General features: G+C 69.9%; 22 protein-coding genes. 10 read left to right on the top strand and 12 right to left on the bottom strand.

Annotated features, from left to right (window positions below; all coding sequences use genetic code 11):
* Nucleotides 1-414: 414 nt before the first annotated feature.
* The 6 genes from FYW99_RS23790 to FYW99_RS23765 all read right to left on the bottom strand — a co-directional run bounded on the left by FYW99_RS23790 (nucleotide 415) and on the right by FYW99_RS23765 (nucleotide 5,630).
* The gene (locus FYW99_RS23790; RefSeq protein WP_223839445.1) at nucleotides 415-1,968 is read right to left on the bottom strand and encodes an MFS transporter; all 1,554 of its coding nucleotides are present in this window, start codon (nucleotides 1,966-1,968) and stop codon (nucleotides 415-417) included.
* Nucleotides 1,965-2,522 carry a TetR/AcrR family transcriptional regulator gene (locus tag FYW99_RS23785; RefSeq protein ID WP_223839443.1) on the bottom strand — a complete coding sequence of 186 codons (558 nt, stop codon included), beginning with the start codon at nucleotides 2,520-2,522 and terminating at the stop codon, nucleotides 1,965-1,967. Before FYW99_RS23785 ends, FYW99_RS23790 begins: the two co-directional genes overlap by 4 nt.
* A 399-nt stretch (nucleotides 2,523-2,921) precedes the next feature.
* The gene (locus tag FYW99_RS23780) at nucleotides 2,922-3,521 is read right to left on the bottom strand and encodes a hypothetical protein (protein WP_150254251.1); all 600 of its coding nucleotides are present in this window, start codon (nucleotides 3,519-3,521) and stop codon (nucleotides 2,922-2,924) included.
* 224 nt (nucleotides 3,522-3,745) lie between these two features.
* Nucleotides 3,746-4,084 (bottom strand): hypothetical protein, encoded by a 339-nt coding sequence (locus tag FYW99_RS23775; RefSeq protein WP_150254250.1) that lies wholly within the window; start codon nucleotides 4,082-4,084, stop codon nucleotides 3,746-3,748.
* A 208-nt stretch (nucleotides 4,085-4,292) separates the two neighbouring features.
* The gene (locus tag FYW99_RS23770; RefSeq protein WP_223839441.1) at nucleotides 4,293-4,583 is read right to left on the bottom strand and encodes an Imm32 family immunity protein; all 291 of its coding nucleotides are present in this window, start codon (nucleotides 4,581-4,583) and stop codon (nucleotides 4,293-4,295) included.
* A 159-nt stretch (nucleotides 4,584-4,742) separates the two neighbouring features.
* Nucleotides 4,743-5,630, bottom strand: a complete 888-nt coding sequence (locus FYW99_RS23765) for an aminoglycoside phosphotransferase family protein (protein WP_190394774.1) — start codon at nucleotides 5,628-5,630, stop codon at nucleotides 4,743-4,745.
* Between the two features lie 484 nt (nucleotides 5,631-6,114).
* On the opposite strand from FYW99_RS23765, the gene FYW99_RS23760 reads away from it, so the two are divergent.
* Together FYW99_RS23760 and FYW99_RS23755 are read left to right on the top strand one after the other, a co-directional pair.
* The gene (locus FYW99_RS23760; RefSeq protein ID WP_150254249.1) at nucleotides 6,115-6,546 is read left to right on the top strand and encodes an HIT family protein; all 432 of its coding nucleotides are present in this window, start codon (nucleotides 6,115-6,117) and stop codon (nucleotides 6,544-6,546) included.
* Nucleotides 6,547-7,588: 1,042 nt separating this feature from the next.
* Nucleotides 7,589-9,634, top strand: a complete 2,046-nt coding sequence (locus FYW99_RS23755; RefSeq protein ID WP_150254248.1) for a BCCT family transporter — start codon at nucleotides 7,589-7,591, stop codon at nucleotides 9,632-9,634.
* Nucleotides 9,635-9,659: 25 nt separating this feature from the next.
* Here FYW99_RS23755 and FYW99_RS23750 read toward each other — a convergent pair whose 3' ends face one another.
* Nucleotides 9,660-10,565, bottom strand: coding sequence for an SUMF1/EgtB/PvdO family nonheme iron enzyme (locus FYW99_RS23750; protein WP_150254247.1), 906 nt, complete (start codon nucleotides 10,563-10,565; stop codon nucleotides 9,660-9,662).
* Between the two features lie 37 nt (nucleotides 10,566-10,602).
* Between FYW99_RS23750 and betC the strand changes: the two genes are divergently transcribed.
* The 4 genes from betC (at nucleotide 10,603) to FYW99_RS23725 (ending at nucleotide 16,712) form a co-directional block, all read left to right on the top strand.
* On the top strand, nucleotides 10,603-12,141 hold the full coding sequence (gene betC, locus FYW99_RS23745; protein ID WP_150254246.1) for a choline-sulfatase: 1,539 nt from the start codon (nucleotides 10,603-10,605) through the stop codon (nucleotides 12,139-12,141).
* 351 nt (nucleotides 12,142-12,492) lie between these two features.
* Nucleotides 12,493-12,687 carry a hypothetical protein gene (locus FYW99_RS23735; RefSeq protein ID WP_150254244.1) on the top strand — a complete coding sequence of 65 codons (195 nt, stop codon included), beginning with the start codon at nucleotides 12,493-12,495 and terminating at the stop codon, nucleotides 12,685-12,687.
* Nucleotides 12,688-12,815: 128 nt separating this feature from the next.
* Nucleotides 12,816-13,064 carry a hypothetical protein gene (locus FYW99_RS23730; protein ID WP_150254243.1) on the top strand — a complete coding sequence of 83 codons (249 nt, stop codon included), beginning with the start codon at nucleotides 12,816-12,818 and terminating at the stop codon, nucleotides 13,062-13,064.
* 360 nt (nucleotides 13,065-13,424) lie between these two features.
* Complete coding sequence (locus tag FYW99_RS23725) at nucleotides 13,425-16,712, top strand: tetratricopeptide repeat protein (protein ID WP_150254242.1); 3,288 nt, start codon at nucleotides 13,425-13,427, stop codon at nucleotides 16,710-16,712.
* Nucleotides 16,713-17,111: 399 nt separating this feature from the next.
* Here the strand turns inward: FYW99_RS23725 and FYW99_RS23720 are convergent, their stop codons facing one another.
* Nucleotides 17,112-17,465: a hypothetical protein gene (locus FYW99_RS23720; RefSeq protein ID WP_223839437.1), complete on the bottom strand. Its 354-nt coding sequence runs from the start codon at nucleotides 17,463-17,465 to the stop codon at nucleotides 17,112-17,114.
* 56 nt (nucleotides 17,466-17,521) lie between these two features.
* On the opposite strand from FYW99_RS23720, the gene FYW99_RS23715 reads away from it, so the two are divergent.
* Together FYW99_RS23715 and FYW99_RS23710 are read left to right on the top strand one after the other, a co-directional pair.
* On the top strand, nucleotides 17,522-17,938 hold the full coding sequence (locus tag FYW99_RS23715; RefSeq protein ID WP_223839436.1) for a nuclear transport factor 2 family protein: 417 nt from the start codon (nucleotides 17,522-17,524) through the stop codon (nucleotides 17,936-17,938).
* A 143-nt stretch (nucleotides 17,939-18,081) separates the two neighbouring features.
* Complete coding sequence (locus FYW99_RS23710; protein ID WP_150254241.1) at nucleotides 18,082-18,372, top strand: hypothetical protein; 291 nt, start codon at nucleotides 18,082-18,084, stop codon at nucleotides 18,370-18,372.
* 183 nt (nucleotides 18,373-18,555) lie between these two features.
* On the opposite strand, the gene FYW99_RS23705 is transcribed toward FYW99_RS23710, so the two are convergent.
* Together FYW99_RS23705 and FYW99_RS23695 are read right to left on the bottom strand one after the other, a co-directional pair.
* Nucleotides 18,556-18,750: a hypothetical protein gene (locus FYW99_RS23705; protein ID WP_190394773.1), complete on the bottom strand. Its 195-nt coding sequence runs from the start codon at nucleotides 18,748-18,750 to the stop codon at nucleotides 18,556-18,558.
* Nucleotides 18,751-19,109: 359 nt separating this feature from the next.
* Nucleotides 19,110-19,970 carry a Rossmann-fold NAD(P)-binding domain-containing protein gene (locus FYW99_RS23695; protein WP_150254239.1) on the bottom strand — a complete coding sequence of 287 codons (861 nt, stop codon included), beginning with the start codon at nucleotides 19,968-19,970 and terminating at the stop codon, nucleotides 19,110-19,112.
* 140 nt (nucleotides 19,971-20,110) lie between these two features.
* Between FYW99_RS23695 and FYW99_RS23690 the strand changes: the two genes are divergently transcribed.
* Nucleotides 20,111-20,968, top strand: a complete 858-nt coding sequence (locus tag FYW99_RS23690; RefSeq protein WP_150254238.1) for a helix-turn-helix transcriptional regulator — start codon at nucleotides 20,111-20,113, stop codon at nucleotides 20,966-20,968.
* 175 nt (nucleotides 20,969-21,143) lie between these two features.
* Here the strand turns inward: FYW99_RS23690 and FYW99_RS23685 are convergent, their stop codons facing one another.
* Together FYW99_RS23685 and FYW99_RS23680 are read right to left on the bottom strand one after the other, a co-directional pair.
* The gene (locus tag FYW99_RS23685; protein ID WP_223839434.1) at nucleotides 21,144-22,646 is read right to left on the bottom strand and encodes a carboxylesterase/lipase family protein; all 1,503 of its coding nucleotides are present in this window, start codon (nucleotides 22,644-22,646) and stop codon (nucleotides 21,144-21,146) included.
* Nucleotides 22,647-22,661: 15 nt separating this feature from the next.
* Nucleotides 22,662-23,567 carry an MBL fold metallo-hydrolase gene (locus tag FYW99_RS23680; RefSeq protein ID WP_223839457.1) on the bottom strand — a complete coding sequence of 302 codons (906 nt, stop codon included), beginning with the start codon at nucleotides 23,565-23,567 and terminating at the stop codon, nucleotides 22,662-22,664.
* Between the two features lie 187 nt (nucleotides 23,568-23,754).
* Here FYW99_RS23680 and FYW99_RS23675 point away from each other — a divergent pair, with 187 nt between their 5' ends.
* Nucleotides 23,755-26,529: a helix-turn-helix transcriptional regulator gene (locus tag FYW99_RS23675; RefSeq protein ID WP_150254236.1), complete on the top strand. Its 2,775-nt coding sequence runs from the start codon at nucleotides 23,755-23,757 to the stop codon at nucleotides 26,527-26,529.
* Nucleotides 26,530-26,739: the final 210 nt, after the last annotated feature.

Genomic DNA, 26,739 nt, shown 5'->3' with positions numbered 1-26,739 from the left:
GCGCGAGGCCGACCGCTTCCTGGCCTTCGCCGGCGTCTCCTGCACGCTGGTCTGCTACCGCAGACTGGCCAAATGAGATGGGCTCCACGTCATGGGACCGACGGGACACCGGATCAGCACGGGCAAGGGGCAAGTCGCAAGCACGGCGGTCACCAATCAGCTGTCGAAGCGCCCGGGCGAAGGTTCTCACCACGTCCGTCCACAAGGTGCCTGGGCCGCGACGCCCCTCCCCCACCCTCCCGAGGACGTCCCACCTCCCGAGCCGGCTCGGCCGCCTTCCGGTGGGCGGCGGCGAACCCCCGCCTCGGCGCCGGAGTGCGAAAACGCCCCACGGCCGCCGGTGGAACCCGGGCGCGACCCTCGGGAGCGTCGTACCGCGACCGCCCCCGGGATCCACCAGCCGCCGTAAGGAGGTCAGTGCCCCTTGGACACGTCCAGCGTGCGGGGGGTCAGGACGAACACCACGGCTGCCGCGACGAGCATGATCACTCCGCCCACACCGCTGACGAGCATCAGGCCGTGCACGAAGGCATCCTGCGCCAGGGCCGCGGCCTGCGCCCCCTGTGGTCCGAGGGCGGCGAGCACCTGTAGAGCACCGGCCAGGGACTCCTGCGCCACGGCGACCCCCTGCGGGTCCAGCCCCGCATCGGTGAGCACCGGCACCGAGAGCTCGGCGCGGTAGAGGGCGGCGGCGACGCTGCCCAGGACCGCCACACCCAGGACGCTGCCCAGTTCGTAGGAGGTCTCCTCGATGGCCGCCGCGCTGCCCGCGTGCTCGGCGGGAGACCCCGACATGATGATCGCCGAGGCGATGGCCAGCGAACCCATGCCCGCGCCGAACAGCACCTGGGCGATGGCCACCGGCGTGTAGGCGAGCGGCTCGGGTGCGAGGGCCAGCACCGCGAAGCCCAGGGCGAACAGCACCAGGCCGCCCACCAGTACGGTGCGGGCGCCGATCCGCTGGGCCAGGGCGGGCGCGAGTGGGGAGACCACGGTCGCGGCGACGGCCATCGGCAGCAGCCGCAGGCCCGCCTGGAGCGGGGTCAGGCCCTGGACGAGCTGGAGCCACTGCGCCGCCAGCAGCAGGGTGGAGCCCAGGGCCAGCGTGGTGAACAGCGCGGCGAGCACACCGGCGGTGAAGATGGGCGAGGAGAACAGGCGCACCCTCAGCAGCGGCTCGTCGCGGCGCAGGCACCGCAGGACGAACCAGGTGAGGGCGGCCCCCGCCACCGCCAGCGCGGCCAGGGCGGGCACATCGGCCAGCCCCTCCTTGGCCAGGCGCTTGACGGACCAGACCAGGGCGGCCATGCCCGTGATCGACAGCACGGTGGCCAGAGCGTCCCACCGGCCGGGACGGGGGTTGCGGGCCTCGGGCAGCAGGAGCAGACCCGCCACCACGGCCAAGGCCATGCAGGGCACGTTGACCAGGAACGCCGAGTGCCAGGAGAAGTGCTCCAGCAGCAGCCCGCCCACGATGGGGCCCACCACCGCGCCCAGGGCCGCGACCGCCGACCACACGCCCAGGGCACGGGCCCGCTCCCCGGGGTCGGTGAACATGCTGCGGATCATGGACAGGGTCGCAGGCATGATCATCGCCCCGCCCACACCCAGCAGGGCGCGCACGGCGATCACCGCCTCCGCGGACTCGGCGACCAGGATCAGCAGGGAGGCTCCGCCGAAGATCGCGAAGCCCGTCAGGAGCGTCCTCCTGCGCCCCCACCGGTCGCCCAGCGTGCTCATGGTGACCAGCAGCCCCGCCAGGACCAGGGCGTAGACGTCCACGATCCACAACTGCTGGGCGGAGGTCGGCGCCAGCGCCGCGGTCATCTCGGGCAGGGCCACGTTGAGGATGGTCATGTCCATGACCACCACCAGCAGGCTGGCCGAGAGCACGGCCAGCGCGCTCCAGCGGCGCCGCGCGGACAGGTGGCCCGCGGTGGAGGCGGTGTGCGGGTTCGACGTGTTCACATCGTGTCCTTCGAAGCGGTGTTCATCAGTGCGGCGATCGCCGCACGCAACTCCGCCCGGTCCAGGGGGGCGTCGTTGAGCAGGGCGTACAGGACGGCGCCGTCCATGTACACCGCCGTCGCCCGGGCCGCTGCCGGCGAGGTGTGGGCCGACAGGACCTCGGTCATGCCGTGGACCCACCGCCGGGACAGCGGTCTCAGGTCGGGCTCGTGCACCCCCGCGAAGTACAGGACGTTCTCCGCCAGCACCCGGTCGCGGTCGGCCAGGTAGAGACACAACTGCTCGGCGATGCCCTCCGGCGCTCCCCCGCAGGCGGTGATGGCCTCCGCGATGTCTGCGAGGTCCTCCTCGTTCTGCGCGGCGATGGACTCCAGGGCGGCCACACGCAGGTCGTCCAAAGTGGCGAAGTAGTAGGTGGTGGCCCCCAGCGGCACCTGCGCGCGTTCAGCGACCCGCCGGTGGGTCAGGGTGGCCAGGCCGTGCTCGGTCATCTCCTGCACGGCGGCCTCGACCATCGCGCGGCGGCGGCCCTCGGGGTCCTTGCGCGCGCTCACCCGCGCTCCCGGCACGGTGTGAAGGCCACGGTCAGAAGCGACATGCTGTGTTCCCCCTCATTCAGTACAGATGTACAAGTACAAATGTACACAATGACGAAGGCGACTCCCCCGTGCTGTGCGACACAGAGCCGCCCGTCCCCTCCGACCACGGGGCCGGAGTCCGGGATGGTGCCCTCGATGGGATCGATCGGGGACCGCTACGACAACACCCAGGGGGAAGGGGACAGCGGTGGATGTGCTCGGCGTAGCTGATCCGGGTCAGAGGCCAGGAGCAGCCGGTGCGGAGGAGAGCTGTTCGAACCACTCCCCCAGCAGTCCTGGGGATGACCGGATACGTGGGAGAGGGCTCAGGCACTCCCCGGCCTTCATCGCACGCGACATGGGCCGACCCTCGTTCTAGAGACGATCAGTCACGTCGAGTCCTCCATCGGACGCCCCGCCACGAGGCGCCACCACACCGTAGTTGACGGCCGTACCGAAGTAGGTGGGCTCGCCCGCCTCGGCCTCACCCCCCAGCACCGCCGCAAGTCCTCTCAGGGCCTGGTTCAGGCGGGGGGCGTTGCCGTCATGGACCTCCGCATGGGGACGACCGAAGAAGTCGTTCTCCGCCCAGATGTCGTGGTGGACGCTCACCTCGACCATCGTGTCCTCGGCGGCGATGTCAACGGCAACACCGACGAGCCCGGGTTCGCCTCTCTTTCGTCCGCCGGACGTGATCCAGTTTCCGGGGCCGATGAGAAACAGCGTCCCCGGGTGGGCTTCTGGTCGGCCTGCCGGCCGCGAGTCGCGAACCCGGTCCGCCAGGACAGCGGTTGTGAGGTCGCGGCAGTGCAGAACCCGGGATCGGAAGCCGGTGTGGCCGGACGCGTACTGGAACCAGTCCACATCGACGCTGTCGGGGTAGAGCAGATCGTGCTCCTGCAGGGCCTCTGCCACCGTCATCGCCGTCGCACAGCCCGCCTCCAGAGCGTCCAAGCCCTCGTCGTGCTCAACCACCCACGTCCATGTGGCGGTGGCCTTCGGCGACCTCGTCAACAGGGACACGCTTCCTCCAACCGCGTGGGGACCGCGGACTGACCGGAAGGTTCAGTCCTACGCGACACCCAGCATCGGGAGTCAGGCGCGCCCGCCTCAACCCTCGGCGCACGGAACATCCATGGCCGCTCCGTACGCCCCGGGCAAGATCTCTTCGAAGGGAGGTACCCACACCGGGTGGAGGGTCAGGACCGCCAGGTTCGCACCACGTGCAGCACGACCGCGACCACGGCGAGGATCGCCCACGGCGACAGTGCCTCGGGGGCGGACTCGGCCGCCCAGGCGGCGGTGGCGATACCGAGCGCGCCCCATCCGGCGACCCTGAGCGCCCGTGTGCTGCGCGTGGCGGAGCCGGAGCGCTCAGGCTCCCCCTCGCGCTTCGGTGCGGTCTCCGATTCCATGCGCGCGGCCAGCGAGTCGGCGACCTCGGTGTCGAACTCCGGGCCGAGTTCGCGTCCGATGGAGAGCGCGGTGGCGATCTCGTCACGCAGACCGGTGGTGCGGGCGGGGGGTGCGGTGGCCATGACGCCTCTCCTCCAACGGTGTTGCAGGCCGTGGCCGCCCGGGGGCGGAACCCTCAGCCTACGGCAGGACGAGAGGCGTCCCTCAAGCGCCTTCACCGATCCCGACCGCCCCCACAGCCCTGTTCACGAGACCCACCGCTCAGCCGGGTGGCGGGGGATGGTCCCGGCACAGGAGAAGCACCTTTTCTGACGCGCGTACAGCACACGTCTACTCCTCGTCACAGCGCTCCAGAACAAGATGCGCGGAGCCCTCTTCGAGACCGTTGTACTCCTCAAGGTGCAGGTGGGTTCCGTCCCGTGTTCCGTCTTCGGCAAGTGTCAGCAGATGACCGGCCAGAGTACGCAGCCCTGCGGCATTCGCCTCAATGACGATCTCGCTCCCGAGGTTGCGAACCCCGATACGGGCGTCGTCCTCCCACACGAAGCCTCTCGTGACCCCGTCGGCCATCACATTGACATGAGTGGTCGTTCGCGGAGCACCTGCCGACTCATCAGACATGGCTCCATCATGGACCACTACCCGGCCACGCTGCTCGCACCGCGGACGCCGTCGGGAAGGCGGCCACACCGTTCGACGAACCCGCTGCTCATGACAGAACGAGGCCCCTGACACCGACCGAAGGACCTTGGAGCCCCGCCGTTCGGTTCCTTGCCGCTCTCACGTGGCCTTCGGCGACTTCCGCAGGCCGCCCAGCCGCTTGTTGACCGTGTCGAGTGTCGGCCAAGGAGGGCCGTCGTGCAGCGTGCGCAGGAGTTCCTGTCCGAACAGCCTCCCGTTCGGGAACTCGTCGCCACGGTCCCAACGCCACGCCGCGACCATCGCGAGGACGAGCTGTCGGCACTCGTCCAGCAGCCCTTGGTCGATGTTCGGGTAGTGCTCGCAGACCGCCTCGGGAACATGGGCGAGGTCGAACTCGACGGGTCCACGACAGCACGTCTCAAGGTCGATGAACAACGGACCGTTCTTCGTGCTGAGCACATTGCCCGGATGCGGCTCGCCGTGGAGCAGCTGCTCCACGGCACCACGCTCCTCGATCGCCCGGCGCAGGCCTGCCAGTCTGCCGCTGAGGAACACGCGCTCCGCGTCGGCCAGCTCCGGCGAGCGGTCCGGGTCGGCGACGATCTCCTCCGCCTCCGTGACCCGGTCCGTGAACCGTGGGCTCGGCACGTCGACCTTGCGCATGCCCGCGTGCAGCAGTTCCAGCGCCTTGGCGCAGTCGGCTGGTGAGGCGTGAGGTGTCACGGGCTCGTAGTAGGTCCACAGCGTCACCGCGAAGCCATCGCGTGTGTACACACGCGGGTCCGCCCGAGGCTCCAGAGGACACACCGGGCCTCCGACCTCGGCGAGCCGCTGAGCGAGCTCGACTTCGAACTGTGCCACCTCTTGTCCCACCGGGGCGACCCGGGCGAAGACGTCGCATGGCGTCAGGCGCAGTGCCAGCTTGTTCGAGTTGTGGAGCACGATCGCTCCGCTGGTCGGCAGGCCGAGCGATGCGGCGACCGAAGTCGCGGCCGCCATCGCACGAGTAACATCGGACATCTCCATTCTCAGATCTTGGCGCACCGGCCGCCGGCAGTCTCCCCGGTTTCCGTGTCAGGCAAGGGTCGGCCCGTGACCCCCGCGGCCCCGGGTCCGTGTGGCCGGACGCGCCCACCGGCGCCCCGACGCGCGCCGTCCGCCCCCGCGTACCGCACGCCCTCCAGACCGCATCGGTCACTATGCTCTTGACCGGGGGCGAGGAGTGACCGAGCCGTGGTGGCGACGCACCGTCGCGGACCCCCGCCACGGACCCAGGCGCTTCCTCCGTCCCCAGGCCGTTCCCTCGGCCCTGCGGGGCCGGACCTGTTCGACCCGATCGGTCGCAGGGGTTCCTGTCCCGCACGGCCACACCGGGGAGATACGAGCCACGACGGACTTCGGTGTCTGTCCGTGGTGGGCCCTCCGCCGATTCCGGACACCCCACCGGATCCCGACCTCCGAACCGTCAGGAACCACCTGACCCCACATGCACTGGAAAGGCCTCCCGCCCTTGCCGACCCTTTTCTCCAAGATCATCGCCGGCGACCTCCCCGGGCACTTCGTGTGGAAGGACCCCGAGGTCGTGGCCTTCCTGTCCATCGCCCCGATCCGGCCAGGTCACACCCTGGTCGTCCCCCGAGCAGAGGTCGACCACTGGACCGATGCCGACCCCGCTCTCCTGACCAGGTGCATGGAAGTGGCCCAGGCCATCGGCCAGGGCGTTCGCACCGCGTGGAACGCACCCCGAGCCGGGCTGCTCGTCGCGGGCTTCGAGGTTGCGCACCTGCACGTCCACGTGGCCCCCGTCTGGGACATGTCCGACTTCGACGTCAGCGGCGTAGAGACGGAGAAGGACCACAGCGTCCTCGACCGCTCGGCCGAGCAGCTGCGTACCGCCCTTCGGGAACTGGGATGCGACCACGCCGTTCCGCCCAGAGACTGACGCCCCTCTCGGCGCGCTGAGGCGCCCGCACGCTTCCCGCCGCACCGTCGCCCCGGGTGAGGGCCAGGCCGCTGTCCACCCGACCCGTACCGGCCTTGGGACGGGCCTCGTCCCGGAACCGTTTCCAGGCCCGCACCACCTTGATGGTGTCCGTGCCCAGGGTGATGGTGCGTTGCCCGGCCGCGCTCTTCGGGATGGCTGTTGGTCTCCTCGGCTGGCCTCCTCGGCGGCCGCGGACACGGCCTCGACGCGGCCGGGCCTGGAGCTTGTCCAGCCGGAGTCGGCCCAGGTGTGGAAAGAGGTACGCGCGGATGCGCCCGGTGTAGGAGGCCCGGGTTCCCGTGGCGAGGCCGGGTTCGTCCTTCGACCACTCCCCCCACCAGACAGAGAAGACAACCGACGATTGTTCTTGCCACGGCGCCCCAAAAGGAGCGCGCACACCCCCGGCCCTGGCAAGGAATTCTCCAACAGGAGAAACCGGGGGAAAGAAACCCCAGAGCGGCGAGCACAGCAGTTCCACGAATCCCCAAAACGGACGCACAGGCCAATCGCCACATCAAATCCCCACCCTTCCGGTTGACAAATGCCTACAGCGCAGTTAGTATAACTATTTATGTCGGAATTCGCATTGTTGGTGCAACGCCAGCCCAGGATCGGGCTCACGGGACCCCCTACGGTTCGAGCCGTACCTCGTGACCTGGCCGCCTCCCCCACCCCGACCGGCACAGTCGGCCGCGAGAACGACTCATGGGCGGGCACGGCGATCGGCTGGCGGGACAGGGAACCGTGACCGGGCACCCTCCGGGACATCGAATCGGTATCGCCAGAAGCAGTGACCGAAGCTTCCCTGCATCAACACGAGTGCGGAGATACGCGCACAACCTGCCGTAGCACACCCCCGCGGTAATGGCCGCCACTCCCGCTGGGGCCAGGCGACATGACCGCTTTTTTCGATCTATTTCACCAACCTTCCTGGTGTGCGCTCTTTCCCCTCAGGCCCGATGCGCACCCCTGTTTGAATATTTACGAGGCTGTGTTCTCCATGTCCGAAAACCCGCACAAAGACAAAGACCGACCGGTCCACCGCGGAAAAGAACGCGAGGAAGCCGAGGACAGGGACCAGGTCCCGGGGCCGCAGAACCGGACGAGTCACACCGCGCTCGGAAGCCTGGACTACCAGCACCCCACGTATCCCCACGACACACACCCGGTCCTTGTCCCAGGCATCTCGATCGACGACCAGCGCCGCCGCTACCAGGTCGACTGGCTCGTTTTCGCGATCGCCGGATCGCTGACGGTCGCTTTCGTCATCTGGGGCATCTGGTCCCCGGGAAACGTCGCCGCGGTCGCTGAGACAGCCTTCTACTGGTCGACCGACAACCTCGGCTGGATGTTCAACGTCGTGGCCATCGTCGTGCTCGTCGCCACCATGGGCATAGCGCTCTCGCCCTACGGGAGGATCCCGCTGGGCAAGGACGGCGAGCGGCCCGAGTTCAGCACGTTCTCCTGGACGGCCATGCTGTTCGCCGCCGGACTGGGTGTGGCGGTCCTGTTCTGGGGGCCCTCGGAGCCGCTCGGCTACTTCATCTCACCGCCCCCGCTGACCAGCGAGCCGGAGTCGGTCGAGGCCCTGCACACGGCTCTTGCCCAGATGTACTACCACTGGGGCTTCCACGCGTGGGCCATCTACGCGCTGGTCGGCGGGGCCGTCGCCTACGCCGCATACCGCCGTGGTCGCTCCCTGCTCATGTCCTCGATCTTCCGCGCCCTGTTCGGCCGACGGCTCACCGAGGGTTTCGCCGGAAAGCTCGTCGACATCTTCGCGATCATCGCGACGCTCTTCGGCACCGCCGCCGCTCTCGGTATCGCGGCGATGCAGATCGGCTCCGGTGTCAGCATCGTGTCGGGCGCCGGGGAGCTCACGAACAACACCCTGGTCGTCATCATCGCGGTCCTGACCATCGCCTTCGTCGTCTCGGCCATCTCGGGCGTCGCGCGTGGCATCCGCTACCTGTCGAACACGAACATCGTGCTCACGATCGGCATGGTCGCGATCGTCCTCTTCCTCGGCCCCACACTGTTCCTCGTGAACCTGCTCCCCTCCGCGGTCATGGAGTACCTCGGCACCATGTTCGACATGATGGGCAGATCGCTCTCGTGGGGTGAGGACACACAGGAGTTCCAGTCGCTGTGGACCGTCTACTACTGGGCGTGGTGGATCTCCTGGTCGCCCTTCGTGGGCATCTTCCTCGCGCGCATCTCCCGCGGTCGCACCATTCGCCAGTTCGTCCTCGGCACGATCATCATCCCGTCCTCACTGCTCTTCGTCGCCTACGGAGTGATGGGCGGCACCTCCATCTGGATGTACCGGGAAGGCGCGTCCGGATTCACCGAGGGCATGCCCGCGCCCGAGGTGCTCTTCGCCCTCATCGACAACCTGCCCTATGTCGAATGGCTGCCCTTCGTCGTGATCCTGGTGCTCGCGATCTTCTTCATCACCGCCGCCGACTCCGCGTCGGTCGTGATGGGCATGCTCACCACGCAGGGGGACCAGAACCCCCGACTCTGGGTGGTCATCTTCTGGGGCCTGGTCATGTCGGGAATCGCGATCGTGATGCTGCTTCTCGGCGATGCGATGGCACTGGAAGGCCTGCAACAGCTCGTGATCGTCACCGCGGTGCCTTTCGCACTCGTGCTGGTCGCCGCCATCATCGCGTGGTTCAAGGAACTGCGCACCGATCCCCTCGCCCTGCGCATGCGCTATGTCGACACGGCGATCGACAACGCCGTGACCGAGGGAGTGGACCGGTACGGCGACGACTTCTCCCTGCAGGTCGTGAAATCACGGCCCGGGGACGGTGCCGGGGCGGGTATCGACTCCACCGACGAGAGCTACACCGAGTGGTACCAGCGCACCAACGAGGAAGGCGAGCCGGTCGGCTACGACTTCGAGACCGGGGAGTGGGCTGACGGCTACGACGCGACCACGGGTGAGACCGCGGAGACCACCTCCGAAGGGCCCACGGTGACACAGGGGGAATCTCGTGGCGAGGCGTCGGAGACCGGGACCGACCATGAGGGACGCTGACTCCACCGCCCCCCGCCCCCGCCGCTCAGCCGGTGTCGAGGGCCAGGCGGAAACCTGTGTGGCCGAGGGTCGTGTCCGCGGTCACCGCGGTGCGCGCCGAGGTGCGGTACCGGCGGCAGTACGACGCGTGGCACATGTAGGAACCGCCCCGCAGCACGGGTCGTCCATCGGTCCGGCCGAAGACGCCGCTGGTCCACTCCCAGACATTGCCCGTGGTGTTGTACAGACCGTAGGCGTTGGGTTCGAACGACGCAGCGGGCACGGTGCCGACCGGACCGGTCGGCCCGTTCGGGAAATCACCGGGGAACGTGTTCATGCGGGGCACCCCGTCGGGTTCTCGTACGGCGCCCCAGGGAAAGGGCTGCTGCTGGAGCCCGCCGCGCGACGCGAACTCCCACTCGGCCTCCGACGGAAGCCGGGCACCGACCCACGCGGCGTAGGCCGCGGCGTCCCGCTGCGACACATGGGTGACCGGGTGTCCGCTGCGGGACTCCACCGAGGATCCGGGGCCTTCGGGCCGGTGCCAGCAGGCGCCCTCGACCTGACGCCACCACGGCGTCCGTGCGGCCACGGGGGAACTGTCGCGCAGCCTCTCAGGCAGCAGCCCCCGGAACACGAGGGAGTCGCCCAGCCTCTCGGCATCGGTGCGGTACCCGGTGTCGAGCACGAAGGCGGCGAACTCGGCCACCGTCACAGTCGTCGGCGCGACGGCGAACGGTTCCACCCGTTCCTGCCGAACGGGGCCCTCTCCGTCTTCCGGGTAGGCGAACCGGTCCGTGCTGCCCATGAGGAACGCGCCTCCCGCGAGGCCGATCATCCGCAGTTCGCCTTCCGCGGCGGAGGCAAGGCGCTCCAGCACCTTCCCGTCGGCGGCTTCCGGGCCCCTCGGCCGTCGGCTGGCCGTCTCGCGTCTGGGACCGCAGCAGCTCATTCGAACCCCTCGTTCCGGCTCACGGAAAGGAACAGTCATGTCTCAGAACCGACCGAACATCATCGTCGTCCAGGCCGACCAGATGGCGGCCCAGGCTCTCGGCGCGTACGGGGACCAGGCGGCGAAGACCCCGAACATCGATGCTCTCGCTGACGAGGGGATGGTGTTCGACCGCGCGTACTGTAACACTCCGTTGTGCGCGCCTTCGCGTGCGTCGATGATGACCGGCCGCATGCCCTCGGCGATCGGTTGCTACGACAACGGAGACGATTTCGCGGCCTCCGAGCCGACCTTCGCCCACCGGCTGCGGGCGAGCGGATACCACACGGCTCTGATCGGCAGGATGCACTTCATCGGACCGGATCAGCGGCACGGTTTCGAGGAGAGGCTGACCACGGACGTCTACCCGGCCGATCTCGACATGGTGCCCGACTGGAACCGATCGTTGGAGGACCGGCTCCAGTGGTACCACGACGCCGATGCCGTGTTCACCGCCGGTTTCTCGAAGGCCACGGTGCAGCAGGACTTCGACGACGAGGTCGGGTTCCGAACCCTTCGCCATCTCAACGACAGGGTCCGCGCCAACCAGGCCGCGGGGGAGAACCTGCCCTTCCTGATGGTCACCTCGTTCATTCACCCGCATGATCCGTACGAGCCGCCGCGCGAGCACTGGGACCGGTTCGCCGACGGCGAGATCCCTGATCCGGCCCATCCCGAGGTTCCCGATCCCGAGCAGGACCCGCACAGCCACCGTCTCCGGTCGATGAGCGGGTTCGACCAACGGGAGCCCGGCATCGACGAGGTACGCAGGGCCCGCCGTGCGTACTACGCCGCGGTGAGCTACATCGATGACCACGTCGGCCGTATTCGCGGGCGCGTCGAGGAGCTCGGTCTCGCCGACGACACCGTCATCATCGTCACGAGCGACCACGGTGACATGCTGGGTGAGAAGGGCCTCTGGTACAAGATGTCACCGTACGAGCAGTCCTCGCGGGTACCGATGATCGTGCACGGTCCCGAACACCTGGTGCCGAGGGGCCGCTTCGCCAACACGGTCTGCCTGCTCGATCTGATGCCCACCCTGCTGGAGCTCTCCGGGGCTCCTGGGGCGGGTGACCAGGACGGGCGGTCGTTGTTCGAGACCGCGCGTCGGGAGCGCGCGGGCGAGACGAACCCCGAGGACCGCGACATCGTGATCGAGTACCTCGCGGAGGGCACGCTGCGGCCCCAGCTGACGCTGGTGCGGGGGCACCTGAAATACGTGCTGTGCCCCGGCGACCCGGAACAGCTCTTCGATCTCTCGGTCGACCCGGACGAGCTGCGCAACCGCGCCGCGGAGCGCGGGTACGAGGAGACCGCTCGGGAGATGCGGGCAGTGCTCGAAGCGCAGTACGACATCCCCGGCATGGAGTCCGATGTGCTCGCGAGCCAGGCGAACCGCCGCCTCGTCGCCGAAGCACTGCGGAACGGCCGGGTGCGCCGTTGGGACTTCGATCCTGAGCCCGAGCAGCGCTACGTGCGCGGCGACTTCTGGAGTGCGCTCGGCTACGGGAAGATCTCCGGTCTTTCGGGGTGAGTCCTGCGCGGGTCGGGCCCGCCACCTCGTGGTGAGCCCGGCCCGGCGTCACCGACTCGTTGGCGAGGAGAACCACAGGCCGACAGGTCCTGACGACGTCCCCGGCACCGGCTCGGACGAACGGGCGGGCCGACAGGTCCTGGCCCTCTCCGAACCGGATACCGCGGCGCCGGGGACCGCGAAGCCGTTCGGAGACCGTGCTCGTGTGGGGCGGGCCGACCGGGACGGCGAAAACCGGGCGGATACGCTGCTGAGCAGGGAAGGTCGCGGTTTTCACGGCGATGGATTCCCTGCTTTGTTGCACTCTCGCGGCGTGCGTCCGCGGCCCCGGGAACAGTGAGGTGGACGGCCATGGACAAGCCGCGTGGGAAGGACTCGTTCTCCTTGCTCTATAGGACGGGGTTCCGCATCAACTACGCGCTCCTGCACGTCATGGGCCCGGCGTCCCTGACCCCCGAAACCGATCCGCAGCACCGCGCGAAGAGGGAGTACGAGCGTCGGCGTGAACTCCATCGAGCGTGGAAGACGCACCAGCGGTCCGAGTAGCACGACCTCATCGACGACGGTCTGGGACTGCTGCTGCCCCACCTGTCCACCGCGGAGAAGGCGACCGAGAGGGTCCTGAAGTTCCTCGACCTGTGGCCTTCCACAGAGGAGTGGAACGGAGCCTTCTCGTGCACCGCGTCCTGGAACTGGCCGAGAGCGGCACCGGAACGGAGGAGGGGTGGCGCGAGGTCCTGGACGCGGCCCTGACCTTCGCGGCCCGCCAGGACTCGCGGTACGCGAGGCGTCGGAGGGGCGAGTTCGAGGTAGCCCCCGCTCTGGCAGTGGCCCGGGCGACCGGCCTGGTCAAGGACTCCGAGGCCGCGGCCAAAGCCGCCGGAAACGGCCGCCCCGAGGGCTGGGTCCCGCGCCTGGGGTAGACCCGGACCGGGCGCTCCAGACCCGCTCCCTGAAGCGGACAAGCGGTCTCCGCGGGCCTCACGCAGTGCCATCGGACGCCGCCAGGAGCCGATGGATGCTCCGTCAACGGGGACGTCTTCGGGAGCACCGTCATCCAGGATCGGGACATACGGAGGGAGAAGGCCTCCTATGGCGGGGGCCACGTCCACTTCCACGGCTGCACTGTCGACGGCACCGTCATCGGCAAGCAGGCCGATCAGTCCCACTCCCCTGTCTGGGGCAGGGCAGCGCTGACCTGATCCGCAGTCTCCCTAAGGGACGGGACTTCATAGTGGTTGAATGTTACATCCAGCAACTGTGGAATCGCAGTGGAGGGACGAGTGCTCGAACGAGACCTGGAAGAGGCCGTGGCAGCCGCGGCGGAAGCTCTGGCAGAATCAGCTGGTTCGCCGATGTGGAAAGGCCTGAGCGTTGACCTCGCCCGCGTTCTCGCACGGCACGGTCTCGCCAGTGAACGTCAGGTCCAGCAGGAGCTCGATGATCTCACCAAACAGATCGCAGCCAGCGAGCTTCCAGAACAGCTGCGGTTCGACATCAAGCTGGACTGGAAGATTCGGATCGTCCTCTTCATGGAGAGCATGCCAGGTGAGAAGCAGGTCTCATTTGGAGCAGAACTGAGGGAATGGTACCGGAATCTGACTAATGCCGAACTGGAACCGCAGAAATCGGTGCTTCACGGCTGTCAGGATCTTCTTCCTGATGACCTGGTTTCCCTACCGTCACGCGGCCGCGATCCAGAATTAGAAGTCCCTGACGTCCTGGAGACAACCGGACCGGCCACTCAGCCGATGCTGCACACCCCTCCAACGGCTTCACGGAAACAGGCAAAGTGGCAGGAGAGCAGCGGGACGCACAACACGCTCCGGGACAACAACGACGGACAGGTGTTCCAACTCCGCGAGAACTTCGGCACTATCCACCAGCAGATCCACCGTCATGGCCACACCTCTGATGCGGCGACGGCCCGCTCGTCCCTGCCGCCCGCACCCCCGGGTTTCACCGGTCGTGAGGCGGAACTAGCCACACTGCGGACCTTCCTGGATCCTGGAAGGACTTCACCCCTTGGTGATCTCACCACGTGCAGTGTCTCCGGAATGGGGGGAATAGGAAAGACGGCGCTCGCCCTAATCGCAGCTCACGACGCCTATACCCGTGGCCTGTTCAGCTCGGCGATATTCATCGATCTGTGCGGATACAACGAACGCCCCGTCCAGGCGGCCCAGGCACTGGACGCGATGCTCCGGGCCCTTGGTGTCCGTGACACCGATATTCCACCAACCATGACCGAACGCGCGGCCCTCTACCGGTCGCGCCTGAACGCGATCATGGGTGAGACCGGAGCACCGGTCCTGGTCGTGGCGGACAACGTCTCCTCATCCCAGGAGATCACCCCGCTACTGCCTGGAAGCTCACCACACCGGATGCTGGTGACCTCCAGAGAAACCCTTCACACGCTTCCAGCACGGAACATCGATCTTCGTGTGCTGTCCCTGGACGACGGAACCAGGCTGCTCGACTCCGCACTGCGCATCCACGACTCGGCTGATGACCGAATCACCAACGCGATCGCCGCTGCACGCGATGTGGTCGAACTGTGCGGCGCGCTCCCGCTGGCGCTACAAATCGCCGCCGCGCTCCTCCGCAGGGATCCGGACAAGGAGGTCACCGAACTGGCCGAGGCGCTCCGGACCGCGCTGACCGCCGTGCGGAGCCGGCTCGGCGCACTGGACGACGGACAGCGAGCCATACGACCCGTGTTCGACGTCTCCTTCCATCGGCTGGCCCTCCGCGAACGGGAGGTCTTCCAGCGGCTCTCGCTCAGCCCCGGCCCGGATATGTCCACCACGGCTGCGGCCGTCCTCACGGGCTATGAGGAACACGAGGCGAGGGAGAGCCTGCGCAGGCTCGCGTCCGCACACCTCATCGGCAGGGGAGCCTCCGACCAGAAAGGCCGGTGGTCCTTCCACGACCTCGTACGCGACTACGCAACCGAGCGGCGTCAGGAGCGCGCGCACGCCAGCCCGAACATGGCTGAGGCGGACGCCGCCGCCGAGCGGCGGCTATTCGGTTTCTACCAACGCCTGACCGAAGAGGCCGACCGTCATCTGAGCGTTCTGCCGGGGAATGTCGAATCCCACGAGTTCAGTGGACGAGAGGCCGCGCTCTCCTGGCTCGACGCCGAGCGGGCCAACCTCGTCTCGGTGGTGGCCCAGACCCGCCATTCCCACCCCGACACCGCGACCCACCTGTCGCTTCACCTGGCCGAGTATCTACAGGTACGCCGACTCGTCGATGACGCTGTCACCGTCAGTTCGATCGCGTGCGAGACCACGCGCGAGGGTATGGGCGAAGCCAACGAGGCCCACGCCCTCAACAATCTCGGAATCGCCCTGCGCCAGTCTCATCGTTTCGAAGAAGCGATCGAACCGCTCACACAGGCTCGTCACGCCTACCGTGAGCAGGGCAACCGCCTCGGTGAGGCTGTTGCGTGGAACAACCTCGGCAACACTTTCCAGGAGCTGCAACGCCTAGACGAAGCGACAGCCGCGCATTCACGGGCCCAGAAGGCCTACCGGCAACTGAACGACCACCGTGGCGAGGCAACCGCGTCCAACAACCTCGGCAACACCCTGCAACGGCTACGGCGCTTCGACGAGGCGATAGCGGCGCACTCGCGAGCACGGGAAACCTATCGGCGACTGGGTGACCACCGCGGGGAAGCAGCGGCCTGCAACAATCTCGGCAACGCACTCCGCCAAGCAAACCGCCCTGACGAGGCGATCACCGTGTCCTCCCATGCGAGGGACCTGTGTCAGGGGATGGCGGACCATCACGGTGAAGCCGACGCCTTGAACAACCTTGGACTCACGCTCGTTCAGTCCGGTCGTTTCGAAGAAGCGGCAACCTCGCTCACCCAGGCGCGAGACGCCTACCGGCATCTGGGCGACCGACGTGGAGAGGCGGCAGCAGAACTGAATTTGGGCATCGCGCTCCAGCAACGCGACGGCGGAGCCATCGCGTCGACCGCCTACCGACGTGCGCTGGACGTCTATCGCTCACTGAAGGATCCGCGAGGGGAGGCGGCGGCCTGGAACCACCTCGGCGGTGCCCTCGCCGAGATCTCCGATCTCGCAGCGGCCGGGCAGGCACACGGCAACGCCCGCGGCATCTGCCACACGCACGGCGATCCGGATGGGGAAGCCGACTCCCTCCTCAGACTCGGCACCGTTCTACACCGTATGGGACGCCTGACCGAAGCCGTCGATGCCTTCTCCACGGCACGGGGAATCTACCAGTCACTCGGAAACCAGCGGCGTGAGCTCACGACTTGCCTCAACATCAGCGCCATCCTCATGGCCGAGGAGCGTGTCGCGGAGTCCGCCGCGATACTCAGCGATGCCTCCGGCATCGCGAAAAGGATCGCGGCCTCCGAGCACAGGGGTGGTGCAACGGTACCCGACGACCCGGATTCTCACCTCTTCGAAGTCGAGCAACTCCTGGACATGGTCGGTGCCAAGGCGGACCACATCATCTCCGTTCTCAGGCACCGCGAAACGCTCACCCAGGTCCCCTTCCTCGATACGTTCACTAAGGGAAAGCGCAGGTAGGGACTCTGAGGAATCCTCTGCAGGGCTCCTCCACATCCGTCCATCGGTCTGGTGGTACCCGCGACCGTGAGCGACGACCTCCCCAGGCTCATCACCCCACGCTCTCAGGCACCGCGCACCTCAGAATCGGTGATCCCGCTCAGGTCGGTTAGGCGGGCGAAACCGATCAGGCGCCATGAACTTGACCCCGCAGAAGCAGAGAGAATCGGCAAACGCTCACGCCGGTAAGCAGATTCCGCAACGTTGGCAGGGCGAGCTACCTGAAGGGTGACCCGCCCAAGGGCCTTTGACCCGACCGGGTACCGGCCCCGAGCACGAGGAAACCCCAGGCCAGCGGCCCGGCTCCTCTGGGCGCCAGATCCTCGGTTCCAGACACCTACAACCCCCGGGACAGCCCTGTCACACACCATCCGAGGGTGAGCAGGCAACGGAGGGAATCCTGACGCGCCAGGCCCCCCCCCGCACCCGACTGTTGTAAGGATGCCGGTAGCTCCACAACACCTCGCCGGAGGAGCCGTCCAGGGCGACGACACCGTCCTCAAGCACCAGGAGCGGACCGAACGGCCCGGGTTCCACGCCCCGCACGGACACGCCCTGCGGCGCCTCCCACTCCCAACCGACCTCGCTGACATCGCTCGGCACCGGGGCGGGTGTGTCCGGGACAGCATCGGCGACCGTGTGCTCCGTCGGCTGGTGCAGGGCAGCGCCCAGCCCGAGCTCGAACAACAGCACCAGGACCAGGCCTGCGGCCACAGGCGGTATGGAACCGGGCAGGGGCCGGAGCCTCGCGGGTCGGATGGTGCATCTGTTTGACCGCGGATCTCGCAACGCTGACCTCCCCCTCTGCTCCGGGTCGCAGGCGTGGCCTCTGCGTCGCGGACGTGGAGGGCAGGAGCGAGGTTCTCGCCTACACGAGCGCGCTGTTCGACAAGTCCACCCCGCTGCTGTGGCGCGACCACGCATGGCGCGTCTCACCGGATGGCAGCGGGCTCTTCTTCCACGGCGTCGGCGACATGGTCGTCGCACGCACGGGCCAGCCCTACCGCAACACCTATGTGACACGGTTCGACATCGAGAACGGCCGGGGCGTTCTCATGGCCGAGTACGGGAACGCGCTCATGTACGCGGGCCTGGGCGTCCGCCCGAACGGGGCCGAGTTCCGGGCCCTGCTGCGCGCGGTCGGACGCATGCTCTCGCCACGGCTTTCCGCCCGGTCGGGCCGATGACCCTCCCGCCCCGCCCCGCGAGGACGGGCGCGGGGCGCTCCCCTGTCCGCGCGGGCCTGGTCCGTGGGCAGGAGCGGCCCGGCTCCCGGGAGAGGCCCGGCCTCCCGGCCGGGAAGAAGGCGGGGTATGGGAGTATGAGCGTTGTGACCTTCCGAGATGACGCACAACGACTCCTTCTGGCCGCGCGGCGCGTCGAGGTCCACAAGAGCGGTCTTCCGGTGCACGTGGGCGACCTCGCCCGGGAGACGGGCTGGTCCACGAGCGCGGTGCAGACGACGCTGAGCCATCTGGACGGCAAGGGCTACCTCGCTGGTGTGTCCTACTCCGATGAGGACGGGGAGACGGAGACCATCGGCAGGGACGCGGTCGTGTCCTTCGACGGTCTGACCGAGGCCGGCCACGCGGCGATCGAGAGCGGTATCGAGCAGGTGTGAGGGAACGCCCGCCGTCCGGGCGGGCGCACCGGCACGGCGGGAAGCCTCCCGGCCGCCTCCCCCGTCCCGGCTGACCGAGCTTCCGTCCTCGTCATGGCCCACCCACGCCCTCCTCCGGGACGCGCCCATCACCCCGGCTTGCGCATGGGCGCGGTAGGCGTCGCGGCGGCCTCCGGTGGCGGGTCAGGGCTTCCAGGGGCCAATGCGGTCCAGGCGGCGGCGCTGCTGCTGTGAGACGGGGGCGTCGAGGCCCCGGCCGCGTTCGGTGAGGCGGTCGGCGACGGCGGTGCGGTGCTCGACGGGCTTGTGGTCGTCGTACTTGAACTTGGCCACGACCTGGGTGACCTCCAGGCGCAGACCGCGGATACCGGACAGCATCCGGCCGTAGGGGGGCTGGTCGACGGCGACGGCGGCGTGGTCGCCGTCGGGCTGGAAGTGGGCCTACCGCCTCTTGGCCAGCGGCGGCCCCTTGGACGAGGAGACCGCCGACCGCTGCGCCCGGGCCGCAGTGGAGGCGGCCCGGGCAGGCGTGTACGTGCGGGACTGACGCCCTCCGCCTCGAACAGCCCGCGCTGCCCCGCCGCTATACCCGCATCGGGCGGCCCGTCGTAGATCTCCTGAGGGTGCGGCACCGGTCCGCGTGCCGGGTCCGGACCGAGCCGGGCCGGGCCCGGGAACGGACGGCGGCCCCGCACCGCCGACCACCGATCAGGCCCGCGACGGACCCGCCCGGCCCCTCACCCCGCGGACCACTCCCCCCGGCGGGCGCGGACGAAGTCGGCGAAGGTACGGGGCGGGCGGCCGGTCAGACGGTGGACCGTGTCCGTGACGCGGTCCTCGCTGCCCCTGGCGATGTCGGCGTCCACCCCGACCAGCGCCGCGGCGAAGGGCTCGGGCATACCCGCGTCCAGGTTGCGCCGGACCAGCTCGGCCGCCGGAGTCAGCGTGTGGCGCACCGGTCGGCCGGTGGCCTCGGCGATGATCGCCGCCGCCTCCGTGTACCCGAGCGACTCCGGACCGGTGAGCACGTGCTCGTCAGCCACCGGCCCCGGCGCCGACAGCACCTCCGCCGCGACGGCCGCGATGTCGGCGGCGTCGATCCAGCCCAGCCGCCCCTCACCGGTCGCCGAGCGGATCTCGCCGCGCTCGCGGATGCCCGCCGCCACCGGGTGCGCCCCGGTGAAGTTCTGCATGAACCCCGACGGCCGCAGCACCGCCCACTCCGGGAACGACCGCACGGCCTCCCCCAGCTCCGCGACGCCCGGGGCCCCGGGCAGTTGCGCCAGCGAGCCGAGCAGCACCACGCGCCGCACCCCGGCGGCCCGCGCGGCCCCCAGGAACGGCCCGGCCATCGGCATGGGGTCCAGGGTCATCAGCGGCGGCACCAGGTACAGGGCCTGCGCCCCGGCGAGCGCCCGGGCGTGCGTTGTCGGGTCCGCCCAGTCGAAGGGCACGCCGTCGGGTCCCGGCCTGCGGCTGGCCACGCGCACGTGCGCGCCACGGGCCCGCAGCGTCTCGGTGAGGGGGCGGCCGGTGTTGCCGGTGCCGCCGGTGACGAGGATCGTCGTGCCTGCGGCGCCTTCGGGTGATCGGTCCATCTCCGCCTCCGTTGTTCGGTCTGCGTTGCCTGCTCCGTCCTCCGCCACACTGGCGGGGCGTGCCGCGCGGGGGAACGGCCGCGTTGTCCCCGGACCGGCGGTCCGTGGCTCGCCGCCCGCGCGCATGGCAGGCTGGGGGCGTGGACAAGCGAGAACTCGGCGGATTCCTGCGCGCCCGCCGCGAGGCCCTGCGCCCGGCCGACGTCGGCCTTCCCGAGGTCGCGGGCGGACGGGCGCGGCGCACCCCGGGGCTGCGGCGCGAGGAGGTCGCCGACCTCGCCGGGGTCTCGGTGAACTACTACGAGCGGCTGGAGCAGGCCCGGGCGCCGCGCCCGTCACCGCAGGTGATCGAGGCGATCGGGCGGTCACTGGAGCTGTCGGAGGCGGAGCGGGCGCACCTGTCCCGGCTCGCCGGGCACGCGCCGCCAACGCGGCCCGGCCCGGCCGAACAGGTCCCTGCGGGGGTGCTCGCCCTGCTGGAGCGGCTCGGCCCGGTCGCCGCCTACGTCTGCGACGCCCGCCATGACATCCTGGCCTGGAACGACCTGGCGGCAGCGCTGATCACGGACTTCGCCGCGCTGCCCCCGGCCGAGCGCAACGTCCTGCGGCTGTCCATGCGCCTGGGCGCGGCGGTGTGCTCGGCGCCTCCGGAGGCGGCGGGCGGGTTCGAGGCGCAGGCGGCGGCCCAGACGCGCGAGGCGCTGGCCCGCCGCCCGCACGACTCCGCGCTGCGGCGGTTGGTCGATGAGTTCGCCGAGCGAAACCCCGGGTTCGCGGCGCGGTGGCGGCAGCACGACGTCCGGCCGCGTGCGACGCTGCGCAAGCGCGTGGACCACGACGAACTCGGCGTGCTCGACCTCGACTGCCAGACCCTCGCCGTGCCGGGCGCCGACCTGCGCGTGGTCATGCTCAGCGCGCAACCGGGCACCCTCGCCCACGACAAGCTCACCCGCCTCCAGCTCCGCCTCACGGTCTCCGAGCCCGCACCGCGCCCGTAGCGGGACGAAGGCGAAGGCCTACGGCGTCGCCCCGCCACTGTTCACCCTGGCCGACGACGGCACCAGCCCTGTCAGCGCCGACCACCCTGTCCGTACGCATCTCCGCAGGCTCGAACGAGCACCCTGACGAACAGGCTCGGCACAGGGGCCGGTCCTCCCCCTTCCGGCCGGAACATCACGGAGTCCTCCAGGCCCGCCGTTCCCGGCCCCTGGGGTCGTCGACCTGGGTCCACTCGGTGTCGATGCGCATCGTGGCCCGGCGCCCGTCGTCGTAGGGGGTCCAGCCGGGGTCGCCGGTCCTGGCGAACCGGATCCAGGTCCCGTGAACGCGGGCGGCCAGGTCCGCGGGGGGCTCGCCGCGGCCCAGCAGACCTCCTGGTCCGTGCAACCGCGGCAGGTGCGCGAGGTCGAAGACGAAGGGGAGCTCAACCGCGTGGGCGGCGCCGAGCTCTCCGTCCAGGGCGTCGGAGCGCCACGCGAACTCGTAGCCGAAGGTGGCGGACGCGGGGTGGGGGGCATGGGCGCTGGCCAGGGCCCAGCTGCCCGCTCCGAACAGCGCGTCGCCCATGATGGCGGACCGCAGCTCGCCGAAGGACGCCCGAGGGCGTGCCCTCCGGTACGTCTGGACGAGCCGCGCCGGATCCGGGTGCGAGCGCGCCGCGGCCGCGTCGACGTCGGATGCGGTCGAGGTGGAGTAGTCGCCGACGGAGGCCAGGTAGAGGTTGCCCTCCTCGGTGTTGGTCCCGATGAGCAGGTCGACGTCCGCGCTGAGCCCGGCGGCGACGGATTCGGCGGGCTGCGTATCGAGGACCAGGCTGAAGGGGCTGAGCCCGATCAGCGGGTCGTGGCGGGTCTGGGTCCGCAGGTCGATTCCCGGGAGTCGGGAGGCGGTCTCGACCAGGCGGTCGTCGGGGATCTGCGCGAAGGCGTCGACATGGGGCTGGACCCGCAGCAGTTCGGCCGCGGCCTCGGTGACGCGGGCGGCCTGCTCGGTCGTGAACGCCCCCAGTCCGCTGCCGCTCTGGACGATCGCCCGCCGGAAGAGGCCCGTGGCCTCGGGGGCGGCGAGGACGGCGCCGACGATGGTCGCTCCGGCCGACTGGCCGAAGAGGGTGACCTCGCGCGGGTCACCGCCGAAGGCGGCGGCGTTCTCGCGGACCCAGCGCAGCGCGGCGACGACATCGAGCAGGCCGCGGTTGGCGGGCGCTCCGGGGATGTCGAGGAACCCGGCGATGCCGAGCCGGTAGTTCAGGGTGACGAGGACGACGCCGTCACGGGCGAAACCGCTGCCGTCGTACATGGCGGAGCGTGTCGAACCGGCGACGAACCCCCCGCCGTGGACGAACACCATGACGGGCAGGCCTTCGGCTTCGGTCTCCGGCGTCCAGACACTGACGGTGAGGTAGTCGTCTCCGCGGCTCCAACCGTCGCCGAAGTAGGGGGACATGTCCACGCTGCCGAGCCCGCGTTCGGCCTGTGGCGCGTTGGGCCCCGGCACGGTGGCGTCCCGTACGCCGTCCCAGGGCTCGTGCGGCCGCGGCGGCGCGAACCGGTCGGCGCCGAGGGGTGGGGCGGCGTACGGGATGTTCAGGAAGGCGGTGGCGCCGTTCTGGCGTCGGCCGCGAACCGCTCCCTGCGCGGTGGTCACGACGGGGTCGTGGTGGTGGTTCACAGGCATGCCCTTCCGCTGGCCTCAGCCCTGCTCGGTGTACGGGGTGAAGGGGGCCCAGCCCTTGATGGCGAACTTGTTCCCGTCGCGCACCACCTCGGCGGCGCCGTGGCCGCCCAGGTGCGCGGGGATCACGAGTGCGTTGTCGTCGACCGCCCTGCCCAGGACCTCGCGGCGGGTGGCGCGGGCGCCCGCGGGGTCCTCGCAGAAGCAGCTGTTGGCGTCCGGTTCGAGGATCTGCACCGGGTTGTGCAGCAGGTCGCCGACGAACACGGCCCGGTCCGTTCCGGAGGCCAGGGTCAGCACGGAGGAGCCGGGGGTGTGCCCGGGGGCCGCGTCCAGGCGCAGGTCGGCGTCGATCTGGTGGCTGGTCTCCCACAGCAGCGTCTGACCGGCCTCGTGCACGGGGGCCACGCTGTCCTCGAAGACGTTCTGGTTGCCACGGCCGAGCATCGGCTCGTGGCCGTTCTCGGGGTTCCAGAAGTCGAAGTCGTCCTTGGGCATCAGATACGTGGCGTTGGGGAAGGTGGGGACCCATCTCCGGCCGTCCAGGTAGGTGTTCCAGCCCACGTGATCGATGTGGAGATGTGTGTTGACCACGATGTCCACGTCCTCGGGTGCGACTCCGGCGCGGGCGAGATTGGCCAGGAAGTCGGTTTCGAGACGGCTCCAGACGGGCGCGTACGGGCGCTCCTTGTGATTGCCCACACCGGTGTCGACGAGAATGGTCTTGCCCTCGCTGCGCAGCACCCAGGTCTGGATCGCCGAGTTCACCATATTGGCCTCGAAATCCACGAAGTACGGGCTCAGCAAGGGGGCGCCGTCGTCCCAGACCTCCTTGGACACTTCCGGGAAGAAGGTGTCGGGCGTCATTTCCACGGAACCGTAGTACTCCCATACCCGGGTGATCGTGACATTGCCGAGTTTCATTTGTTCCATGAGGGTTCCTCAGTGGTTCGGGTGCTTTCCTGGGACCCTATGAGCGGCCTTGGTGTACGCGGTATCCGTCACGTGACTGCACCTGAGCACACGCCCCGGCACCGGCTCCGCCGCCTGTAGCCTGGGTGGGCCAAGGCAAGGCGGCTCCGACCGGGGAGCCACGACTCCTGGAGACCCCGTGGGCGAGCGCACAGGCGGCCCCGGTGCGATCACGAGGCCGGACCCAGCGGAATCGATCGTCGGCCGGGACATGGAGTTGGCGCGCCTCCTCCGCGCGGTGGACCCGGCGTCGACCGACCGGGTCCTGGTGCTGGTCGGTGACCCGGGCATGGGCAAGAGCGCGCTGCTCGGCTCCGCGGTGCGCCGAGCCGAAGCGGGCGGCGCACGCGTCCTGCGCGCCGAGGGGAGCGAGTCGGAGTCGAGCCTGGCGTTCTCCGCGCTGCACCAGTTGCTGAGGCCGCTCTCGGCCCAGGTGGACGCACTTCCGGAGAGGCAGCGCACGGCGGTGCATGACGCCTTCGGCGCTGGGTCGGCCACGGCGGAGCCCGACCTCATGCTCATCGGGGTCGCCGCCTTGAGCCTGTTCTCGGCCCTGGGCGGCCAGCGTCCCGTGCTCGTGGTGCTCGACGACGCGCAGTGGTTCGACCGTGCCTCCCTGGACGTGCTGTCCTTCGCCGCCAGACGGCTGGAAGGCGAACCGGTGACGATGCTGTTCGGAGTCCGCGCCGGCGACCACCTGCCGGGGCTCGACCGACACCTGCCGACGCTCACCCTGGGAGCACTCGACGACGACGCCGCCAACCAGCTGCTGGACCTGCGACCGGAGAGCCCCGTCGGCCGGGTCAGGACGCGGATCCTCGACCAGGCGGGCGGCAACCCGCTGGCGCTGACCGAACTGACGAGGGCGTCCGCCGCGCACGACGCGCCGCCCTCACCGGGTCCGCTCCCGCTCACCGACCACCTGGAGGGGGTCTTCGCGGCCCGTCTGAACGACCTCCCCGCCTCCAGCGGGCAGGCCCTGCTGCTCCTGGCCGCCATGGACAGCGTCGACTCCGCGATCGTCGCCTCCGTCGGGCTGCCGCACGCCGAGGACGACGCGTGGCTGCCCGCCGAGCGGGCCGGGCTGGTCCGGCGGACCGGCCGGGACGTCCGGTTCCGCCACCCTCTGGCCCGGTCCGCCGTGTACCACGCCGCGTCCCCCGCCTCGCGGCGCGAGGCCCACCTCGCACTCGCCGGGATACTGCGGGACGAACCGGATCGGCGTGCCTGGCACCTCGCCGCCGCGTGCCCGGGCCCCGACGCGGCCGTGTCGGCGGAGTTGGAGCGGACCGCCGACCGGGCCCGCCGTCGCGGCGGCCACGCGGCGGCGGCCAGTGCCCTGCGACGCGCCGCCGAACTCGCACCGCGGCGCGAGGACAGGGCCAGGCTGCTGGTCGAGGCGGCCACCGCGGCCGTGTTCACCGGCGACATCTCCTGGGTCGAGGAACTGGCCGCCGAGGCGCGCGCACACACCGACGACGCGTCGCTGCTGGCATCCGTCACCGTGCAGGTCGGACGGCTGGCGGTGCTGACCGTCCGCCACACCGTGGTCTTCTCCCGGCTGGTCCGTTCCGCCGAGCAGGCTGCGGTCTCGCGGCCCGCCACCGCACTGGACCTGCTGGCCGATGCCGCCGTGGTCCGCTTCTACTCCGGAGAGGACACCCAACGGCACCGGGTCCGGGCCGTCCTGGAACGACTCCCCGAGGACGCGTCACACGCATGGCTGCGCGTCTGGGTGAGGGCCGTGTCGGACCCCTTCGACGACAGGGCCGGACTCCTCTCCCTGCTTCCGCGGCTGGTCTCCGAGGCGCAACGTCATCCCGACCGGCTCACCGCTCTCGCGGTCATGGCGTGGCTCCTGGACGAGACCCCGCAGGCCGTCCGCGCCTTCGACGAGGCGTTCGACCACTGGAAGTCACAGGGGCCGCTGCCGGAGGGCCTGGGCGGCGCGGCCGCCTGGAGCTATGTGGAACAGGGACGGTGGGGACAGGCCCGCGAGGTCTGCGCCCGCACCGCCGCCATCGGGTCGGCGGCCGGTCTCGACCACGCCGTGGCGTGTGCGGCCGCGGTGGAGGCCACCGTGCTGGCCTACCAGGGGGACACGACGGCGGCCCGGGCCCGGGTCGGGGACGTGTTCGCCCTGATCGATCCGTTGGAGAGCCGCTCCGTGTCCGTCTACGCCCGTCGTGCGCTCGGTGCCGCGGCGGTCGCGGAAGGCGCGTACGAGGACGCGTACGACCAGCTCCGCATGGTCTTCACCGCGGACGGCGCTCCGGTGCACTACCACGCCTCCTACCCGGCCCTCGCGGATCTGGCCGCCGCCGCCGCGCGCAGCGGCCGACGCGCGGAGGCGTCCGCGATCGTCGAGCGTTCCGCACGCGCGCTCGCGGACGGCGCCTCGCCCCGTCTGCGCGCGCTGATCAGCCGCGCCCGTGCCCTCCTGGCGGGCCCCGAGGGCGCCGAGGCGCACTTCCGGGCGGCCCTGGCCGATCCGCGGCTGGAGCACTGGCCCTTCGAGCGCGCCCAGACCCTGCTGGACCTGGCCGAATGGTTGCGGCGCCGTCGACGCGTCACCGAGGCGCGGGGACCGCTCACCGAGGCTCTGCGGACCTTCCGGCGCCTGGGCGCGCGCCCGTGGATCGAGCGCGCCCGGGCCGAGTCGCGCGCCGCCGGCCTCGACGTCACGGACACGACCCCCGACGCGCTCTCCCGGCTCTCCCCGCAACAGCAGCAGATCATCAGGCTCGCCGCCCGCGGGCTGACCAACCGGGAGATCAGCGAGAAGCTCTTCCTCTCTCCGCGCACGGTCGGCTCACACCTCTACCGCAGCTTCCCCAAGTTGGGCGTCACCGCCCGCTCCCAACTGCGCGACCTGGTCGAGAACGTCCTCCCGACGACCGGCCACCAGGGCTAGACAGTGTTTTTGGGACCTCCGCTTCGCTTCGGCCCGTGTTCGGGCGCCCGAAGCACGGGAATCGGGTTGGAGCAGGCAGGGTGGTGTCTCCGGCGGGTTCGCTCGTGCCCACCCGTCGCCCGCCACCACCCTCAACGGACGCCTACGGCGCGGTTCTCCCACGGAAACCCGCCTCCACCACCTCCAGAACCCCGTGGGCGCCCGAACCAA

This window comes from Nocardiopsis deserti (assembly GCF_008638355.1).
GTDB lineage: Bacteria > Actinomycetota > Actinomycetes > Streptosporangiales > Streptosporangiaceae > Nocardiopsis > Nocardiopsis alborubida.
Note: the sequence above shows the minus strand (reverse complement) of the source record. Positions and strands in the feature narration are given on the sequence as shown.

Excerpts from the sequence above, each read along its gene's own strand:
- FYW99_RS23775 (WP_150254250.1), bottom strand. The coding sequence starts at position 4,084 with ATGGCCACCGCACCCCCCGCCCGCACCACCGGTCTGCGTGACGAGATC.
- FYW99_RS23770 (WP_223839441.1), bottom strand. The coding sequence starts at position 4,583 with ATGTCTGATGAGTCGGCAGGTGCTCCGCGAACGACCACTCATGTCAAT.
- FYW99_RS23765 (WP_190394774.1), bottom strand. The coding sequence starts at position 5,630 with ATGGAGATGTCCGATGTTACTCGTGCGATGGCGGCCGCGACTTCGGTC.
- FYW99_RS23755 (WP_150254248.1), top strand. The coding sequence starts at position 7,589 with ATGTCCGAAAACCCGCACAAAGACAAAGACCGACCGGTCCACCGCGGA.
- FYW99_RS23750 (WP_150254247.1), bottom strand. The coding sequence starts at position 10,565 with ATGAGCTGCTGCGGTCCCAGACGCGAGACGGCCAGCCGACGGCCGAGG.
- betC (WP_150254246.1), top strand. The coding sequence starts at position 10,603 with ATGTCTCAGAACCGACCGAACATCATCGTCGTCCAGGCCGACCAGATG.
- FYW99_RS23735 (WP_150254244.1), top strand. The coding sequence starts at position 12,493 with ATGGACAAGCCGCGTGGGAAGGACTCGTTCTCCTTGCTCTATAGGACG.
- FYW99_RS23705 (WP_190394773.1), bottom strand. The coding sequence starts at position 18,750 with ATGCTGTCCGGTATCCGCGGTCTGCGCCTGGAGGTCACCCAGGTCGTG.
- FYW99_RS23695 (WP_150254239.1), bottom strand. The coding sequence starts at position 19,970 with ATGGACCGATCACCCGAAGGCGCCGCAGGCACGACGATCCTCGTCACC.
- FYW99_RS23685 (WP_223839434.1), bottom strand. The coding sequence starts at position 22,646 with ATGCCTGTGAACCACCACCACGACCCCGTCGTGACCACCGCGCAGGGA.
- FYW99_RS23680 (WP_223839457.1), bottom strand. The coding sequence starts at position 23,567 with ATGAAACTCGGCAATGTCACGATCACCCGGGTATGGGAGTACTACGGT.